18 protein-coding genes are annotated in these 15,970 nt (G+C 72.5%); 1 reads left to right on the top strand and 17 read right to left on the bottom strand.

Annotated features, from left to right (window positions below; genetic code table 11):
* Positions 1-7: 7 nt before the first annotated feature.
* The 13 genes from era to ABZ567_RS03460 all read right to left on the bottom strand — a co-directional run bounded on the left by era (position 8) and on the right by ABZ567_RS03460 (position 11,216).
* Complete coding sequence (gene era, locus ABZ567_RS03400; RefSeq protein WP_360784128.1) at positions 8-949, bottom strand: GTPase Era; 942 nt, start codon at positions 947-949, stop codon at positions 8-10.
* A gap of 30 nt (positions 950-979) precedes the next feature.
* On the bottom strand, positions 980-1,189 hold the full coding sequence (locus tag ABZ567_RS03405) for a hypothetical protein (protein WP_360784130.1): 210 nt from the start codon (positions 1,187-1,189) through the stop codon (positions 980-982).
* A gap of 64 nt (positions 1,190-1,253) precedes the next feature.
* The gene (locus ABZ567_RS03410) at positions 1,254-1,616 is read right to left on the bottom strand and encodes a cytidine deaminase (RefSeq protein ID WP_360784133.1); all 363 of its coding nucleotides are present in this window, start codon (positions 1,614-1,616) and stop codon (positions 1,254-1,256) included.
* A gap of 33 nt (positions 1,617-1,649) precedes the next feature.
* A complete protein-coding gene (locus ABZ567_RS03415) occupies positions 1,650-2,003 on the bottom strand; it encodes an MmcQ/YjbR family DNA-binding protein (RefSeq protein ID WP_360784136.1) in 354 nt (117 codons plus the stop codon).
* On the bottom strand, positions 2,000-3,295 hold the full coding sequence (locus tag ABZ567_RS03420) for a hemolysin family protein (RefSeq protein WP_360784138.1): 1,296 nt from the start codon (positions 3,293-3,295) through the stop codon (positions 2,000-2,002). Before ABZ567_RS03420 ends, ABZ567_RS03415 begins: the two co-directional genes overlap by 4 nt.
* 5 nt (positions 3,296-3,300) lie before the next feature.
* Positions 3,301-3,798 carry an rRNA maturation RNase YbeY gene (gene ybeY, locus ABZ567_RS03425; protein WP_360784142.1) on the bottom strand — a complete coding sequence of 166 codons (498 nt, stop codon included), beginning with the start codon at positions 3,796-3,798 and terminating at the stop codon, positions 3,301-3,303.
* 12 nt (positions 3,799-3,810) lie between these two features.
* Positions 3,811-4,875 carry a PhoH family protein gene (locus tag ABZ567_RS03430; protein WP_360784144.1) on the bottom strand — a complete coding sequence of 355 codons (1,065 nt, stop codon included), beginning with the start codon at positions 4,873-4,875 and terminating at the stop codon, positions 3,811-3,813.
* 106 nt (positions 4,876-4,981) lie between these two features.
* Positions 4,982-6,106, bottom strand: a complete 1,125-nt coding sequence (locus ABZ567_RS03435) for a PfkB family carbohydrate kinase (RefSeq protein ID WP_360784147.1) — start codon at positions 6,104-6,106, stop codon at positions 4,982-4,984.
* 304 nt (positions 6,107-6,410) lie between these two features.
* The gene (locus ABZ567_RS03440; RefSeq protein ID WP_360785019.1) at positions 6,411-7,415 is read right to left on the bottom strand and encodes an adenosine deaminase; all 1,005 of its coding nucleotides are present in this window, start codon (positions 7,413-7,415) and stop codon (positions 6,411-6,413) included.
* 2 nt (positions 7,416-7,417) lie between these two features.
* On the bottom strand, positions 7,418-8,323 hold the full coding sequence (locus ABZ567_RS03445) for a ribonuclease Z (RefSeq protein WP_360784150.1): 906 nt from the start codon (positions 8,321-8,323) through the stop codon (positions 7,418-7,420).
* A gap of 3 nt (positions 8,324-8,326) precedes the next feature.
* A complete protein-coding gene (locus ABZ567_RS03450; RefSeq protein WP_360784153.1) occupies positions 8,327-8,686 on the bottom strand; it encodes a histidine triad nucleotide-binding protein in 360 nt (119 codons plus the stop codon).
* Between the two features lie 83 nt (positions 8,687-8,769).
* Positions 8,770-9,864, bottom strand: a complete 1,095-nt coding sequence (locus tag ABZ567_RS03455) for a tetratricopeptide repeat protein (protein ID WP_360784156.1) — start codon at positions 9,862-9,864, stop codon at positions 8,770-8,772.
* Positions 9,861-11,216, bottom strand: a complete 1,356-nt coding sequence (locus ABZ567_RS03460) for an AAA family ATPase (protein WP_360784159.1) — start codon at positions 11,214-11,216, stop codon at positions 9,861-9,863. The genes ABZ567_RS03455 and ABZ567_RS03460 overlap by 4 nt, the downstream gene beginning before the upstream one ends.
* Positions 11,217-11,290: 74 nt before the next feature.
* Here ABZ567_RS03460 and ABZ567_RS03465 point away from each other — a divergent pair, with 74 nt between their 5' ends.
* Complete coding sequence (locus ABZ567_RS03465) at positions 11,291-11,659, top strand: hypothetical protein (protein ID WP_360784162.1); 369 nt, start codon at positions 11,291-11,293, stop codon at positions 11,657-11,659.
* A gap of 136 nt (positions 11,660-11,795) precedes the next feature.
* On the opposite strand, the gene ABZ567_RS03470 is transcribed toward ABZ567_RS03465, so the two are convergent.
* The 4 genes from ABZ567_RS03470 to hrcA form a co-directional block, all read right to left on the bottom strand.
* The gene (locus tag ABZ567_RS03470; protein ID WP_360784165.1) at positions 11,796-12,539 is read right to left on the bottom strand and encodes a 16S rRNA (uracil(1498)-N(3))-methyltransferase; all 744 of its coding nucleotides are present in this window, start codon (positions 12,537-12,539) and stop codon (positions 11,796-11,798) included.
* Positions 12,536-13,627, bottom strand: a complete 1,092-nt coding sequence (locus ABZ567_RS03475; protein WP_360784168.1) for a nitronate monooxygenase — start codon at positions 13,625-13,627, stop codon at positions 12,536-12,538. Before ABZ567_RS03475 ends, ABZ567_RS03470 begins: the two co-directional genes overlap by 4 nt.
* Before the next feature lie 142 nt (positions 13,628-13,769).
* Positions 13,770-14,909: a molecular chaperone DnaJ gene (dnaJ, locus tag ABZ567_RS03480; RefSeq protein WP_360784171.1), complete on the bottom strand. Its 1,140-nt coding sequence runs from the start codon at positions 14,907-14,909 to the stop codon at positions 13,770-13,772.
* Positions 14,910-15,929, bottom strand: a complete 1,020-nt coding sequence (gene hrcA, locus ABZ567_RS03485; RefSeq protein WP_360784174.1) for a heat-inducible transcriptional repressor HrcA — start codon at positions 15,927-15,929, stop codon at positions 14,910-14,912.
* Positions 15,930-15,970: the final 41 nt, after the last annotated feature.

Genomic DNA, 15,970 nt, shown 5'->3' on the forward strand with positions numbered 1-15,970 from the left:
CGACGGATCAGAAGCCCAGCTTCCGCAGCTGCTTCGGGTCGCGCTGCCAGTCCTTCGCGACCTTCACGTGGAGGTCGAGGAAGACGGGGGTGCCGAGCAGGGCCTCGATGTGCTTGCGGGACTTCATGCCGACCTCCTTCAGGCGGCTGCCCTTGGGGCCGATGATGATGCCCTTCTGGCTGGGGCGCTCGATGTAGACGTTGGCGTGGATGTCCAGCAGCGGCCGGTCCGCGGGGCGGTTCTCGCGCGGGATCATCTCCTCGACGACCACCGCGATGGAGTGCGGCAGCTCGTCCCGTACGCCTTCGAGCGCGGCCTCTCGGATCAGCTCCGCGACCATGACCTGCTCCGGCTCGTCCGTGAGGTCGCCCTCCGGGTAGAGCGGCGGGGACTCCGGGAGCAGCGGGACCAGGAGGTCGGCGACGAGCTGGACCTGGGTGTCGCCGACGGCCGAGACCGGGACGATCTCCGCCCATTCGAAGCCCAGCTCCTTGCTGAGCTGGTCGACCGCGATGAGCTGCTCGGCGAGCGCCCTGGAGTCGACGAGGTCCGTCTTGGTGATGACGGCGACCTTCGGGGTCTTCTTGATCCCGGCGAGTTCCTTGACGATGAAGCGGTCGCCGGGGCCGAGCTTCTGGTCGGCGGGCAGGCAGAAGCCGATGACGTCGACCTCGGCCCAGGTGGTGCGCACGATGTCGTTCAGCCGCTCGCCCAGGAGGGTGCGCGGCTTGTGGAGGCCGGGGGTGTCCACCAGGATCAGCTGGGCCTCCGGGCGGTGCACGATGCCCCGGACGGTGTGCCGGGTGGTCTGCGGCCGGTTCGAGGTGATGGCCACCTTCTGGCCGACCAGAGCGTTCGTGAGGGTGGACTTGCCCGCGTTGGGGCGGCCGACGAAGCAGGCGAAGCCGGCCCGGTGGACGGCTTCGGTTTCTTGGTTGCGAGCGCTCATGGGGGCCATTGTCCCCGATGAGCGCCCGCCTCACGTACGCGCGTGCGCTCCGGATCCGGAACGGGCCCCGTCGGGCCGCCGTATCCGCCGTCCGACGAGGCCCGCCGCACCCCCCGCGGGCAGGAGCGCGGCGGCGAGCCGGGGCAGGGTGAGGAAGGACACGGCGCCGGTCTCCCTGACGTCCTTCGCGGTGGCGGTGAGCGTGATGTGGCCCGGTCGAACGGCCGGGAGCCGGTCCACCGCTCGGTGTTCTCATGGCAGGACCCGGCGCCGTGGCGCCGGGTCCTCGTCCCTCGTGCGCGGCTCAGCCCGCGGTGACCGCCGCCCGCAGCCGTCCGTCGGGGCCGGCGAGCAGCACCGGGGTCCCGGGGCCGCCGAGGTCGCGTACCGCCGCACGGTCCTCGTCCGTGGCGGCACCGGCGTCCGACACGACGGCCGCCGCCTCCAGGGACCGGGCGCCGCTGGCCACCGCCATCGCGACCGCGGTCCGCAGCGCGCTCAGCCTGAGCGACTCCAGCTCCACGGTCCCCGCCACGTAGGTGCGGCCGGTCTCGTCCCGTACGGCCGCGCCCTCGGGCACACCGTTACGCGCGCGGGCGCTCCGCGCCAGGGTGATGATCTTGAGGTCCTCGGCGCCGAGGTCGCCGTGCTCGCTGCTGAGTGTCATGCCCCCGAGCATAGGCCGGGGCCCGCCGACGGGTCAGGGGCGGTCGAGGCGGAGCCGTACCGCCTTGGGAAGACCCGCGACCACCAGGTCGTACGAGTCCTCGACGAGCTCCCGGACCATGCGGTCCGGGAGCTCGTCGACGCTCACCGTGTTCCAGTGGCGCTTGCTCATGTGGTAGCCGGGGGCGATCGCCGGGTGCTCCTCGCGGAGGCGCACCGCCTCGTCCGGGTCGCACTTGAGATTGACCCGCAGCGGCTCGGCATCGAGCGCCGACAGCGCGAACAGCTTCCCGGCGACCTTGAAGACGGAGGTCTCGGGGCCGAACGGGAACTCCTCCGTCGCGTCGTTGAAGCCGAGACAGAAGGCACGCAGCTCGTCGGGGGTCACTCCGGCGTCCCCTCCGGTTCCAGCGGCTCCACGAGAACGGTGACGATCTTGTTCCGCCGGCCGGCCGGGGACTCGGCCGTCAGCCGCAGTGCACGCCCGTCCGGCAGCTTCACCACGGCCTTCGCACCCGCGATCGGCACCCGGCCCAGCGCCTTCGCGAGCAGCCCGCCGACGGTCTCCACGTCCTCGTCGTCGTACTCGTCGGGGCCGAGACCGTACAGCTCGCCCAGGTCTCCGATGTCGAGACGGGCGGTGACCCGGTGGCGGTCGTCGCCGAGGTCCTGGACCGGCGGCAGCTCGCGGTCGTACTCGTCGGTGATCTCGCCGACGATCTCCTCCAGGATGTCCTCGATGGTGACGATCCCGGCCGTGCCCCCGTACTCGTCGATGACGACGGCGACGTGGTTGCGCTCCTGCTGCATCTCGCGCAGCAGGTCCCCGGCGTTCTTGGTGTCGGGCACGAAGGCGGCGGAACGCATCGCGGTGGCCACCAGGTCGCCCTCGGCGTCCCGGTTGACGTGCGTCCTGCGGGCCAGGTCCTTCAGATACACGATGCCGACGATGTCGTCCTCGTTCTCACCGGTGACCGGGATACGGGAGAAGCCGGAGCGCAGCGCGAGCGTGAGGGCCTGACGGATCGTCTTGAACCGCTCGATGCAGACCAGATCCGTACGGGGCACCATCACCTCCCGTACGAGCGTGTCGCCCAGCTCGAAGACGGAGTGCACCATCCGGCGCTCCTCGTCCTCGATCAGCGACTCCTGCTCCGCGAGGTCGACCATGGCCCGCAGCTCCGCCTCGGAGGCGAACGGACCCTTGCGGAAACCCTTGCCGGGCGTCAGCGCGTTGCCGATGAGGATGAGCAGCTGCGGGATCGGCCCCATGATCCGGGCCAGTGGAAGCAGGACGTACGCGGCGGCCGTCGCGGTGTTCAGCGGGTGCTGACGGCCGATCGTGCGCGGCGATACGCCGACGGCCACGTACGAGACGAGGACCATGACGGCGATGGCGATGAGCAACGCCTCCCAGGTCTCGGGGAAGGCTTCGAGGCAGGCGTACGTGACGAGGACGCCGGCCGCCATCTCGCAGGCGACCCGCACCAGCAGCGCCACGTTGAGGTAGCGGGTCGGGTCGGAGGCGATCTGCGCCAGTTTCGCCGCGCCGCGCCGCCCGGACCGTACGGCCTCGGCGGCGCGGAAGCTGGTGACACGGGCGAGCCCGGCCTCGGCGCAGGCGGCGAGCCAGGCGACGACGACCAGGGCCACGGCGCCGAGGATCAGTGACATGTCCATCGGGGTCAGGAGACGGTCGGCGCGGGAGACGGGCCGGTCAGGCCCTTCTCCGCGCGCCAGCCGTCGACGATCGCCGCCTGGAGGCCGAACATCTCGGCCTTCTCGTCGGGCTCCTCGTGGTCGTACCCGAGGAGGTGCAGCACGCCGTGGACGGTGAGGAGCTGGAGCTCCTCGTCCATGGAGTGCTCCGTCGGCGCGTCCTTGCCCTGCTGGGTGGCGACCTCGGGGCAGAGCACGATGTCGCCGAGGAGCCCCTGCGGGGGCTCGGCGTCGTCCTTCGCCGGAGGCCGCAGTTCGTCCATCGGGAAGGACATGACGTCCGTCGGTCCCGGCAGGTCCATCCACTGGATGTGGAGCTGCTCCATCGCCTCCGCGTCCACGACGATCACCGAGAGCTCGGAGAGCGGGTGGATGCGCATGCGCGCGAGCGCGTAGCGGGCGATGTCGAGGATCGCCTGCTCGTCGACCTCGGTACCGGACTCGTTGTTGACGTCGATCGACATGTGTTCTGCGTTCTACTTCCCGTTGCGGCCGCGCCGGTGCTCGCCGCGGCTGTCGTCGCGGCTCTCGGTGCGGAGGTCGTACTGCTCGTACGCGTCGACGATACGGCCGACGAGCTTGTGCCGGACGACATCCTGCGACGTGAGCGCCGAGAAGTGCACGTCCTCGACACCTTCGAGGATGTCCCGGACCTGTCGCAGACCGCTCTTCGTCCCGTTCGGCAGGTCGACCTGGGTGACGTCACCGGTGATGACGATCTTCGAGTCGAAGCCGAGGCGGGTGAGGAACATCTTCATCTGCTCGGGGTTCGTGTTCTGCGCCTCGTCGAGGATGATGAACGCGTCGTTGAGGGTGCGACCCCTCATGTACGCCAGCGGCGCGACCTCGATCGTGCCCGCTGCCATCAGCTTGGGGATCGAGTCGGGGTCGAGCATGTCGTGCAGGGCGTCGTAGAGCGGGCGCAGATACGGGTCGATCTTCTCGTAGAGCGTGCCGGGCAGGAAGCCGAGGCGCTCGCCGGCCTCGACGGCCGGGCGGGTCAGGATGATCCGGGTGACTTGCTTGGACTGCAGGGCCTGGACCGCCTTCGCCATGGCGAGATAGGTCTTGCCCGTACCGGCGGGGCCGATGCCGAAGACGATCGTGTGCTTGTCGATCGCGTCGACGTACCGCTTCTGGTTGAGCGTCTTGGGGCGGATCGTGCGGCCCCGGTTGGACAGGATGTTCTGCGTGAGGACCTCGGCGGGGGTCTCGTCCCCGCCCTCCGATCCGTTCTCGCTCGCCCTGAGCATGGCGATCGAGCGTTCCACTGCGTCCTCCGTCATCGGCTGACCGGTGCGGAGCACCAGCATCATCTCGTCGAACAGGCGTTGGATCAGCGCGACTTCCGCCGCGTCGCCGACCGCGCTGACCTGGTTGCCCCGGACGTGGATGTCGGCCCGCGGGAACGACCGCTCGATCACACGGAGCAGCGCGTCACCGGAGCCGAGGAGGCTGACCATGGGGTGCTTGGCCGGGACGCTGAAGTGGGCGCGGGCTTCGCCGGACGCGCCGTTGGGGGATGTGGGTGTCTGAGTCATGGGCCGGCACTGGGGCCTGCACACACCTCCCGTTGCAGGGCTGTCGCCGCTCGACGGCCTCTGGGGTACCAAGCCTACGACTCGGGTCCGACAAGGCCGTAGCGGTTTACGGATGGGCCGCGCGGAAGCCGATCGTGGGCACCGCCCGGCGCAGCGGCCAGGGGCGGCCGGGGGCCGGCAGGAGCCGCTCCAGGAAGGCGTAGCGGCCGCGCAGGGCCTCGGGGTCCTGCATGGCGTGGCCCTGCGCCTGCTGCCACCAGGCGGCGATCTCGTCCCAGGTGGGGGCGGACAGGGAGCCGCCGAACTCCTGGACGGAGAGGGCGGCGGTGAGCCCGGCGAAGGCGAGCCGGTCGGCGAGGGGCCAGCCGGCGAGGGTGCCGGTGACGAACCCGGCGACGAAGACGTCCCCCGCGCCGGTCGGGTCGAGCGCCGAGACCTGGATGGCGGGCACCTCGGCGGTCTCGCCGGTGGCGCCGTCGACGGCGTAGGCGCCTTCGGAGCCGAGGGTGACGACGGCGTAGCGGACCTTGTCGGCGAGGGCGCGGGCGGCGGCCCTGGGGCAGTCGGTGCGGGTGTAGCGCATCGCCTCGGCGGCGTTGGGCAGGAAGGCCTCGCAGTGTTCCAGGTCGGCGAGGCCGGCCAGGTCCCAGCGGCCGGTGTCGTCCCAGCCGACGTCCGCGAAGACCTTGGCGCCGCCGCGGGCGGCCCGGGCGATCCACTCCTCGCCGCGGCCGGGGACCAGGGAGGCGACGGCCGCGCGCGCGTGCGGCGGGTACGCGGGCAGGGCGCCGGTGGCGTCGTCGGGTGGGGCCTCGTGGCCGTGGGAGACCATCGTGCGCTCGCCCTCGTACGCCATGGAGACGGTGACGGGCGAGTGCCACCCGGGGACGGTGCGGGAGAGCGACAGGTCGATGCCCTCGCCCTGCTCCAGCGCGTCCCAGCAGTACTCGCCGTAGTGGTCGTCGCCGAAGGCGGCGGCGAGGGAGGTGCGCAGACCGAGGCGGGCGAGGGCGGTGGCCATGTTGGCGACGCCGCCGGGGCTCGATCCCATGCCGCGGGCCCAGGACTCGGTGCCGCGGACGGGGGCGCTGTCGAGGCCGGTGAAGATGATGTCGAGGAAGACGGTGCCGGTAAGGAAGACGTCGCAGGCGGGGTCGGTGGGTGCGCGCAGCCACTCCAGAGGGTCGACTCCTGCGTCGTGCTGCGGCTGGTCTCCCCTTGCTGTGGTCACGGCGGACTCCCCGGTCGTGGTGCGGCGGATCGGCACCGTGGTGCTGATCTGGACAGTGTGCCCGATGGGGGTGGAGGGACGGGGAGACGCGACACGGCTTCGCGCGTTGCCCCATCTCACCGCACTCAAACCCGGGTCCCGGCGGGCCGCCGTCGCGTGGACACCCCGCCCGTCAGCGTGCAGCCCCGCCGGAGGCCGAAACTCAGCCCCGCCGGCGTTTGAGGCGCGGGGGTCCGGGGGCGGAGCCCCCGGTTTCGGGAAGGGGCGGGGCGGGGCGGGGTGGGGGGAAGCCCGCCGCAGGCGCCTACGCCCGCCCGCCCCCGAACTCGTACGCCTCGACCTCCGCCAGGTACCGCTCCCGCCGAGGCTCGTCGTCCTCGAGGAACGACGCCAGGAACGAGTTGCGCGCCAGCTCCCGCAGCTGCTCCGGCTCAAGCCCCAGCGCCTCCCCCACCCCCGCGAAGTTGTCCCCCACGTACCCCCCGAAGTACGCCGGATCGTCCGAGTTGACGGTGACGAGCAACCCCGCAGCCATCATTGCCGGCAGTGGATGGTCGGCGAGCGTGTCGATCACGCGGAGCCGTACGTTCGACAGCGGGCAGAGGGTGAGCGGCACCCGCTCCCTGGCCAGTCGGTCGACGAGCTCCGGGTCCTCCATGCAGCGCAGACCGTGGTCGATCCGCTCCACGCCGAGGACGTCGAGGGCCTCCCGCACATAGGCGGCGGGGCCCTCCTCGCCCGCGTGGGCGACCCTGCGAAGACCGAGCGCCGCGGCGGCCTCGTACACCGCGCGGAACTTCGCCGGCGGGTGGCCGACCTCCGCCGAGTCGAGGCCGACGCCGGTGACGCGGTCCAGGTACGGCTTCGCGGCCTCCAGGGTCGCGAGCGCCGACTCCGCCGACTCGTCGCGCAGGAAGCACATGATGAGCCGGGTGGAGATCCCGTACCGCTCCTCGGAGCGTTCCAGGGAGGTGCTCAGGCCCTCGATGACGGTGCCGAGGGGGACGCCCCGTGCGGTGTGCGCCTGCGGGTCGAAGAAGATCTCGGCGTGCCGGACGCCCTGGGCCGCGGCCCGCTCCAGATAGGCGTCGGTGAGTTCGGTGAAGTCGTCGGCGGTGCGCAGCACGGCCATCAGGCCGTAGTAGAGGTCGAGGAAGGACTGGAGGTCGCTGAAGCGGTAGGCGCGGCGCAGTTCCTCGGTGTCCGCGTACGGCAGGGTGACGCCGTTGCGCGCGGCGAGAGCGAAGGCCAGCTCGGGTTCGAGGGTGCCTTCGATGTGGAGGTGCAGTTCGGCCTTGGGTACGGGCATGGTCACGTTCGTTTCGGTACGGGGACCCTCATGAGGTCCTGGGCAATGCTCAGTTCGCCGTCGAACCCGGCGGCCCGCGCCTGCCGCTCGAACTCGGCCGGGTCGGAGTAGCGCTGCGAGAAGTGGGTCAGGACGAGATGCCGTACGCCCGCGTTGCGGGCGACCTTCGCTGCCTGTCCTGCCGTCAGATGGCCGTGGTCGGTGGCGAGGCGGACGTCCTCGTCGAGGAAGGTCGACTCGATGACGAGCAGGTCGGCGCCCTCGGCGAGGGCGTCCACGCCGTCGCAGAGCCGGGTGTCCATGACGAAGGCGAAGCGCTGCCCGCGCCGGATCTCGCTGACCTCGTCGAGGCTCACCCCGTCCAGGACGCCCTCGCGCTGGATCCGGCCCACGTCGGGGCCCTTGATGCCGTGCGCGGCCAGCTTCTCGGGCAGGATGCGGCGCCCGTCGGGCTCGGTGAGCCGGTAGCCGTACGACTCGACGGGGTGCGAGAGCCGGACCGCGTCGAGGGTGTACGCCTCGGTGACGGCGAGCGGCCCGTCGGCGGCGACGGGCGACTCGGTCAGCTTCACGGTCTCACGGTAGGCCGTCGCGTACCGCAGGCGCTCGAAGAAGTGCTGCCCGCTCGCCGGGTAGTGCGCGGTGACCGGGTGCGGGACCTGGTCGAGGTTGATCCGCTGGATCACCCCGGCCAGGCCGAGCGAGTGGTCGCCGTGGAAGTGGGTCACGCAGATCCGGTGGAGGTCGTGCGCGGCGACCCCGGCCCGCAGCATCTGGCGCTGGGTGCCCTCACCGGGGTCGAAGAGGATGCCCTGTCCGTCCCAGCGGAGCAGATAGCCGTTGTGGTTGCGGTGCCGGGTCGGGACCTGGCTCGCGGTCCCGAGGACGACCAGTTCGCGTACGGACACGGCCTATCCGGGGGGCCAGGTGAGGCCGCGGCCGCCGAGCACGTGCGCGTGGACGTGGAAGACGGTCTGGCCCGCGCCCGCGCCGGTGTTGAGCACGATGCGGTAGCCGTCGGCGTCCGTCTTCTCCTGTGCGGCGACCTCTCCGGCCTCGCGCAGCAGGTCGGCGGCGACGGTCGGGGCGCCGGCGGCGAGCGACGCGGCGTCCGGGTAGTGGACGCGGGGGATCACGAGGACGTGGGTGGGCGCCTGCGGGTTGATGTCGCGGAACGCGACGGTCGTCTCCGTCTCGCGCACGATCGTCGCGGGCACCTCGCCCGCCACGATCCTGCAGAACAGGCAGTCGCTCTGCGGCTCTCCGGCCATGGCCCTGGGCCTCCTCGCCTCGTCGGTCACTCCACGCGCATGCTATCCGCCGCCTCCGACATCCCCGGTCCCCAGGCCGTCGGTCAGTCCTTGGGGGCGCGCCGGTTCAGGGCCGAGCGGCTCACCCAGTACGTGATGATCACGGCCCAGAACAGGGGGGTGCCGAGCCCGCCGATCACCCCCGCGTCGAACGACCACAGGGCCATCGTCACCACCGAGTAGAGACCGAGCAGTCCCACGGCCGTGGCCATCGCGATCACCGGCCGGCAGGAACGCGCCACGAGGAACATGGGGCGGCGCAGCCGGGGCGGCACCCGGCGGCCCATCCACAGCACCCAGCCGCCCCAGGAGCCGAGGAGCACGCCCGCGCCGATCACGAAGGGGACGACCGCCTCGGCGCCGGTGGCTCCGGAGCGGACCGGCGCGGAGCCGAACGTGGAGGCCACGAAGCCGAGCAGGGCCACCCAGCGGGACCCCGCGACGGTGTTCCAGGCCATGGCCTCCAGGTTGTAGCGGGCCTTGCGGTCCTGGAGGTCGAGTGCGGCGGAGGCGACGAAGCCCTCGGCGGCCTGCGTCCAGGCCCCGCGGCGGAACCAGCGGCGGCGCAGCCGCAGCAGTGACAGGTTGTTGTGGGCCTCGCTGCTCTGCGGGTTGAGCCGCAGCGTCGTCTCGTACGCCCGCTGGGCGGTGGCGTGGTCGCCCCGGCGCTGGGCGGTGAGCCCGACCAGGAAGTGGGCGGCGTCCTCCTCGGGGGCGAGGCTGACGGCGGCCCGAGCCGCCTCGTACGCCTCGACGGCTCGCGCGGACGCGCGCGCGTGCTCCCCGAACTGGGCGAGGGCGGTGCCGAGGGCGTAGTGGGTGCCCCAGTACTGCGGGGCGAGCTGGACGGCGTACCGGGCGGAGGCCTCGGCGTCCTGGAACCGCCGCAGGCCCAGCAGGATCTGGACGCGCATCAGCCAGGCCGTCAGCAGCTCGGGTCGGGCGCCGAGCGCCCGGTCCACGGCGTCGAGGGCGGCCGGGTGGTCCTCGGCGCGGTGGTGGCAGCGGGCGAGCAGGACGAGCGCCTCGGCGTCCTCCGGTTCGGTCGCCAGGTGCTGGGCGACGAGCTCGCCCGCCTGCGCGTACCGCCCGGTGTCGTACAGGGCCTCGGCGCGCAGGAGGGCGGTCGGGGCGGTCACAGCTTGCGCTTCCGCTTGAGGTGGGCGAGGAGGTCGTCGTACAGGCCGCCCTCGTTGGCGAACATGGCGACGTTCCTCGCGGCGGCGAACCACGGCTCCGTGGACGGCTTGATCTGCTTGGCCGCGCCGAGCAGGTCCTTGGTGGTGATGAGGCGTACGCGGCCGCTGCGGGCGGAGTCGAGGAGCGCGGCCTCCGCGGCGGTCTCGCAGACGTGGGCGAGGTCGGCGCCGGAGAAGTCCTCGGTGGCCTTGACCAGCTTGCCGAGGTCGACGGCCTCGATGGGGCGCTCGCGCAGGTGGTAGCGGAGGATCGCCTCGCGCGCGGTGGCGTCCGGCGGGAGCACGAGCAGGGTCCGGTCGAGGCGGCCCGGGCGGCGGAGCGCGATGTCCACGTCCCAGGGCACGTTGGTGGCGGCGAGGACGAAGACCCCCTCGTTGCCGGCGCCGCTCGCGATGCCGTCGAGCTCGGTGAGGAGCTGGTTGACGACGTTGCGCAGGCCGCTGTGGTGAGTGCGGGAGCGCTTGGCGCCGAGGGCGTCCAGTTCGTCGAGGAAGACGACGCAGGGGGCCTGGCGGCGGGCGGTCTCGAAGATGTCGTGGATGTTCTTCTCGGAGGCGCCGATCCACATGTCGAGGACGTCGGAGAGCGAGACGGTCAGGAAGTTCGCGCCGAGTTCGCCCGCGACGGCCCGCGCGATGAAGGTCTTGCCGCAGCCGGGAGGCCCGTAGAGGAGCAGGCCGCCACGGAGCGACTTGCCGTAGAGGCGGCGCAGTTCGGGGTTGCGCATGGGCGCGAGGAACGCGGCTTCGAGGCGGTCCTTGACCTCCTCCATGCCGCCGACGTCGGCGAGGCGTACGGCGCCGGGGGCGTCGACGTCCCAGGCGGCGGCGTCACCGGCGCCCCCCTCGCCGTCGGCGGCCTGCGGGTCCTCGAGGAACCGGGGCCCGACGAGGTCCTGGACCTGCTGCTCGGCGGCGCCCCAGTCGAAGGCGGGGACGTCGGCCACGGGCGGCTGCTCGGCGGGGGTGTCGGCGGGCGCGGGGGCGTCTGTGGCCGGGTCGGCGGGCACGGGGGGCTCGGTGGCCGGGTCGGCGGGCACGGCCGGGCCGGGCCGCTCGGTCGCCGGAGCGGGGGCGGCCACCGGCGGGACGCCCATCGCCCGCATCATCAGCGCCCGCGCGTCCGCGTCCCCCGGCGCGTGCTGGAGGGCGACGGCCGCCTCCGCGACGGCCTCGTCGTGGCGTCCCTCGGAGAGGAGGAGTTCGGCGAAGTGCAGACGCAGGGGTACGTCGCCGGGGGCGGCGGCCACGGCGGCGCGCAGACTGCGGATCAGAGGGGACTCGTCGGCCATGCGGCCACTTTATGGAGGCGCGGGGGGCCACCGTCCACCGGGTGCGGTACGGGCGGCGGCGTAGGGTGCGCCGCATGAGACGATCGCGCGCGCCCCGCAGGCTGACGGTGGACGAGTCGGTGTGGCTGTGGAACGTCGGCCACACGCACCCGGAGTGCCGGACGTACCTCACCCTCCGCCCGGCCGGGACCCGCCACACCGGTCTCCGGCTCGTCTTCCGGAGCGGCCCCGGCCGTATCACCGGCGGGTACACGATGGGCGACGGCGAGGTGGCCGCCACGGACGGCGGCCGGCTCAACCTCAACGAACCGAGCGTGGTCCGCCGCTTCCTCGACGAGGCCTCGGCCCGTGACCTCTTCCCGGCCACGCACGGCATACGGGAGACGGACGGCTGGCCCCTCTTCGACACCCTGGCGGAGCCGGACGGACGGGAGAACGGCTAGTACGGCCGGAGAACGGCTGGTCGGGCTGGAGACGGGCCGGTGCAGCCAGAGCGGCCGACCGGCCGGTACGGCCCCGGCCCCGGCCCCGGCCCCGGCCCGCTGACGTCCGGTACGGCCCCCCACCGCCCGCGAACGGCTAGCTCCAGCGCCCCGTGCGCCCCAGCACCAGCGCGGTCGCCGCCGTACCGGCCGTGGAGGTGCGCAGCACGCTGCGACCCAGGCGGTACGGCTTCGCCCCGGCCTCCTCGAACGCGGCGAGTTCCTGCGGCGAGACCCCGCCCTCGGGGCCGACGATCAGCACGATCGAGCCCTTCTCGGGGAGTTCGGCGGTGGCGAGCGCGCCGCTCGGGTGGTCGCGGTCCTCGTGCAGGACGGCCGCGAAGTCGGCGTCCGCGAGGAGCGCGGCGACCTGCTTGGTCGTCATCAGGTCGGCGACCTCGGGAAACCGGCTGCGGCGCGACTGCTTGCCGGCCTCGCGCGCGGTGGAGCGCCACTTGGCGAGCGCCTTGAGGCCCCGGTCGCCCTTCCACTGGGTGATGCAGCGGGAGGCGGCCCACGGGACGACGGCGTCCACCCCGGTCTCCGTCATGGTCTCGACGGCGAGTTCGCCCCGGTCGCCCTTCGGCAGAGCCTGGACCACGGTGATCCGGGGCTCCTCCGGGGGGTCCTCGTGATCGCCCGAGACCTGGACGGTCAGCCGGTCCTTGCCCTCGGCCGTGAGCACCACGCAGTCGGCCCAGCGGCCGCGGCCGTCGGTGAGGACGAGGTCCTCACCGCCCTGGAGCCGCTTCACGGAGACGGCGTGCCGCCCCTCGGGCCCGTCGAGGACGAAGGTGCCGGTGCCGGGGACGGTGTCGACGACGAAGACGGGTGCTGTCATGAGGCGCTCCTGTGGGCGGGCCCGGAGAGGTCGGAGAGGGCGGTGTCGAGTTCGGCGGCCAGCACCTCGACCAGCTGCCCGGCGGGGAGTTCGCGGGCGAGCCGGTGGCCCTGGCCGGCCCACAGGGCCATGCCCTGGGCGTCGCCCACGGTGGCGGCGGCCTTGCGGAGGGGGGCGGTGAGGTGGTGGATCTCCGGGTAGGCGGAGGGGGCGTACGGGCCGTGCTCGCGCATGAAGCGGTTGACGAGGCCGCGGGCGGGGCGCCCGGAGAAGGCCCGGGTGAGGGCGGTCCTGGTGAACAGCGGGTCGGTCAGGGCCCGCTTGTGCAGCGGGTGGGCGCCGGACTCGGGGCAGCAGAGGAAGGCGGTGCCGAGCTGGGCGGCCTCGGCCCCGGCGGCGAGGACGGCGGCGATCTGGGCGCCGCGCATGATCCCGCCGGTGGCGACGATCGGCAGGGCGACGCTCTCGCGGATCCGGGTGAGAAGGGTGAGCAGCCCGGTGCCCCGGGCGCCGTCGTCGGCCGGGTCGTCGCGGTACGTGCCCTGGTGTCCGCCGGCCTCGACGCCCTGGACGCAGACGGCGTCGGCGCCCGCGGCCTGTGCGGCGAGGGCCTCGTCGGCTGAGGTGACGGTGACGATCGTGAACGTACCGACGCGGGCGAAGGCGGCGAGCGTCTCGGGCGCGGGGCAGCCGAAGGTGAAGGAGACGACGCGGACCGGGTCCTCCAGGAGGATGGCCAGCTTGGCGTCGTAGGCGTCGTCGCGACCGGAGTCCGTGTCGCCGAGCGGGGTGCCGTACCAGGTGGCCTCGCCGGCGAGCTGGTGGCGGTAGACCTCGACGGCGGCGGGGTCGGCGGGCCGCCCGCTCTGCGGCAGGAAGAGGTTGACACCGAAGGGGCGTGCGGTGAGCCCGCGTGTCTGCTTGATCTCCTGGTACAGGCCGCCGGCCGTCTTGTATCCGCCGGCCAGGAAGCCGAGCGCCCCGGCCTCGCAGACGGCCCCGACCAGCTCGGGACAGGAACCGCCACCCGCCATGGGGGCCTGCACGATCGGATACCGAGACAGATCGTTCAGTGCGGTGGTGGACATATGGGCATCGTGCCATGCGTGTGCGGCGGTGCCGAATTCGAACGTCGGGTACGGAAGGGGCGGCGCGGACAGGCGGAAAGACGGCACCGGCAGCCGGAAGGGGCGGCACCCGCGCCCGCGGGTGCCGCCCCTTCCGTACCGATCAGACCCGCCCGTTGAACGCGTCCTTCAACCGCGAGAACAAGCCCTGCTGCCCCGGCTGGAACTGGCCGGTGGGCCGTTCCTCGCCGCGCAGCTTGGCCAGTTCGCGCAGGAGCCGTTCCTGCTCCGCGTCGAGCTTGCCGGGGGTCTGCACCTCGACGTGCACGATCAGGTCGCCCCGGCCGTTGCCGCGCAGATGCGTGACGCCACGGCCGTGCAGCGGGATCGACTGGCCGGACTGGGTGCCCGGCCGGATGTCGATCTCCTCGACGCCGTCGAGGGTCTGCAGCGGCACCTTGGTGCCGAGCGCGCCCGCGGTCATCGGGATCGTGACCGTGCAGTGCAGGTCGTCGCCGCGCCGCTGGAAGGTGTCGTGCGGGGTCTCGTGGATCTCCACGTACAGGTCGCCGGCGGGGCCGCCGCCGGGGCCGACCTCGCCCTCGCCCGCGAGCTGGATCCGGGTGCCGTTGTCGACACCGGCCGGGATCTTCACCGTGAGCGTACGACGGGACCGCACCCGGCCGTCGCCCGCGCACTCCGGGCACGGCGTCGGCACGACCGTGCCGAAGCCCTGGCACTGGGGGCAGGGGCGGGAGGTCATGACCTGGCCGAGGAAGGACCGGGTGACCTGGGACACCTCGCCGCGACCGCGGCACATGTCACAGGTCTGCGCGGAGGTGCCGGGCGCGGCGCCCTCGCCCGAGCAGGTCGTGCAGACGACAGCCGTGTCGACCTGGATGTCCTTGGTGGTGCCGAAGGCCGCCTCGTTGAGGTCGATCTCCAGCCGGATCATGGCGTCCTGGCCGCGGCGGGTCCGCGAGCGCGGGCCGCGCTGCGACGCCGTACCGAAGAAGGCGTCCATGATGTCGGAGAAGTTGCCGAAGCCACCGGCCCCGAAGCCGCCCGCGCCGCCTCCGCCCGAGGCCGAGAGGGGGTCGCCGCCCAGGTCGTAGACCTGCTTCTTCTGCGGGTCCGAGAGGACCTCGTAGGCGGCGTTGATCTCCTTGAAGCGTTCCTGCGTCTTGGGATCGGGATTGACGTCCGGGTGCAGCTCGCGGGCGAGCCTCCGGAACGCCTTCTTGATCTCGTCCTGGGACGCGTCGCGGCGCACGCCGAGTACGGCGTAGTAGTCCGTGGCCACTTACGACTCCGCCAGGATCTGTCCGACGTAACGTGCCACTGCGCGTACCGCTCCCATCGTTCCGGGGTAGTCCATGCGGGTCGGTCCGACCACGCCGAGTTTGGCGACTGCCTCGCCGCCCGAACCGTAGCCGACCGAGACGACGGACGTGGAGCTCAGCCCCTCGTGGGCGTTCTCGTGCCCGATGCGTACGGTCATGCCCGATTCCTTGGCCTCGCCGAGCAGCTTGAGGAGCACGACCTGCTCCTCCAGAGCTTCAAGGACGGGCCTGATCATCAGGGGGAAGTCATGTCCGAAGCGGGTGAGATTGGCGGTGCCGCCGATCATCAGCCGCTCCTCGTGCTCCTCGACCAGGGATTCGAGGAGGGTCGCGAGCACGGTCGAGACCGTGGCGCGGTCCTCGACCTCCTCGAATGACTCGGGGAGGTCCTGCACCAGCTGCGGCACGTCGGCGAACCGCCGACCGACGACCCTGCTGTTGAGCCGGGCCCGCAGATCGGCGAGGGAGGACTCGCCGAAGGGCGCGGGGCAGTCGATGAGACGCTGCTCGACGCGGCCGGTGTCCGTGATGAGCACCAGCATCAGGCGGGCGGGGGCCAGCGAGAGCAGCTCCACGTGCCGGACGGTCGAACGGGTCAGCGAGGGGTACTGGACGACGGCGACCTGACGGGTCAGCTGCGCGAGCAGCCGGACCGTGCGGCCGACGACGTCGTCCAGGTCCACCGCGCCGTCGAGGAAGTTGTGGATGGCCCGGCGCTCGGGCGTCGACAGCGGCTTGACGCCGGCGAGCCGGTCGACGAAGAGCCGGTAGCCCTTGTCGGTCGGGATCCGGCCGGCGCTGGTGTGGGGCTGGGCGATGAAGCCCTCCTCCTCCAGCACGGCCATGTCGTTGCGCACGGTGGCGGGCGAGACGCCGAGTTTGTGGCGCTCGGTGAGCGCCTTGGAGCCGACGGGCTCCTCCGTCCCCACGTAGTCCTGGACGATGGCGCGCAGGACCTCGAGCCTGCGTTCGCTGAGCATCGTGGCGCACCTCCAGCTGTCGACGTCGTTCCGGTTGCTCC

It is taken from the genome of Streptomyces sp. NPDC016459 (genome assembly GCF_040632845.1).
Taxonomy (GTDB): Bacteria; Actinomycetota; Actinomycetes; order Streptomycetales; family Streptomycetaceae; genus Streptomyces.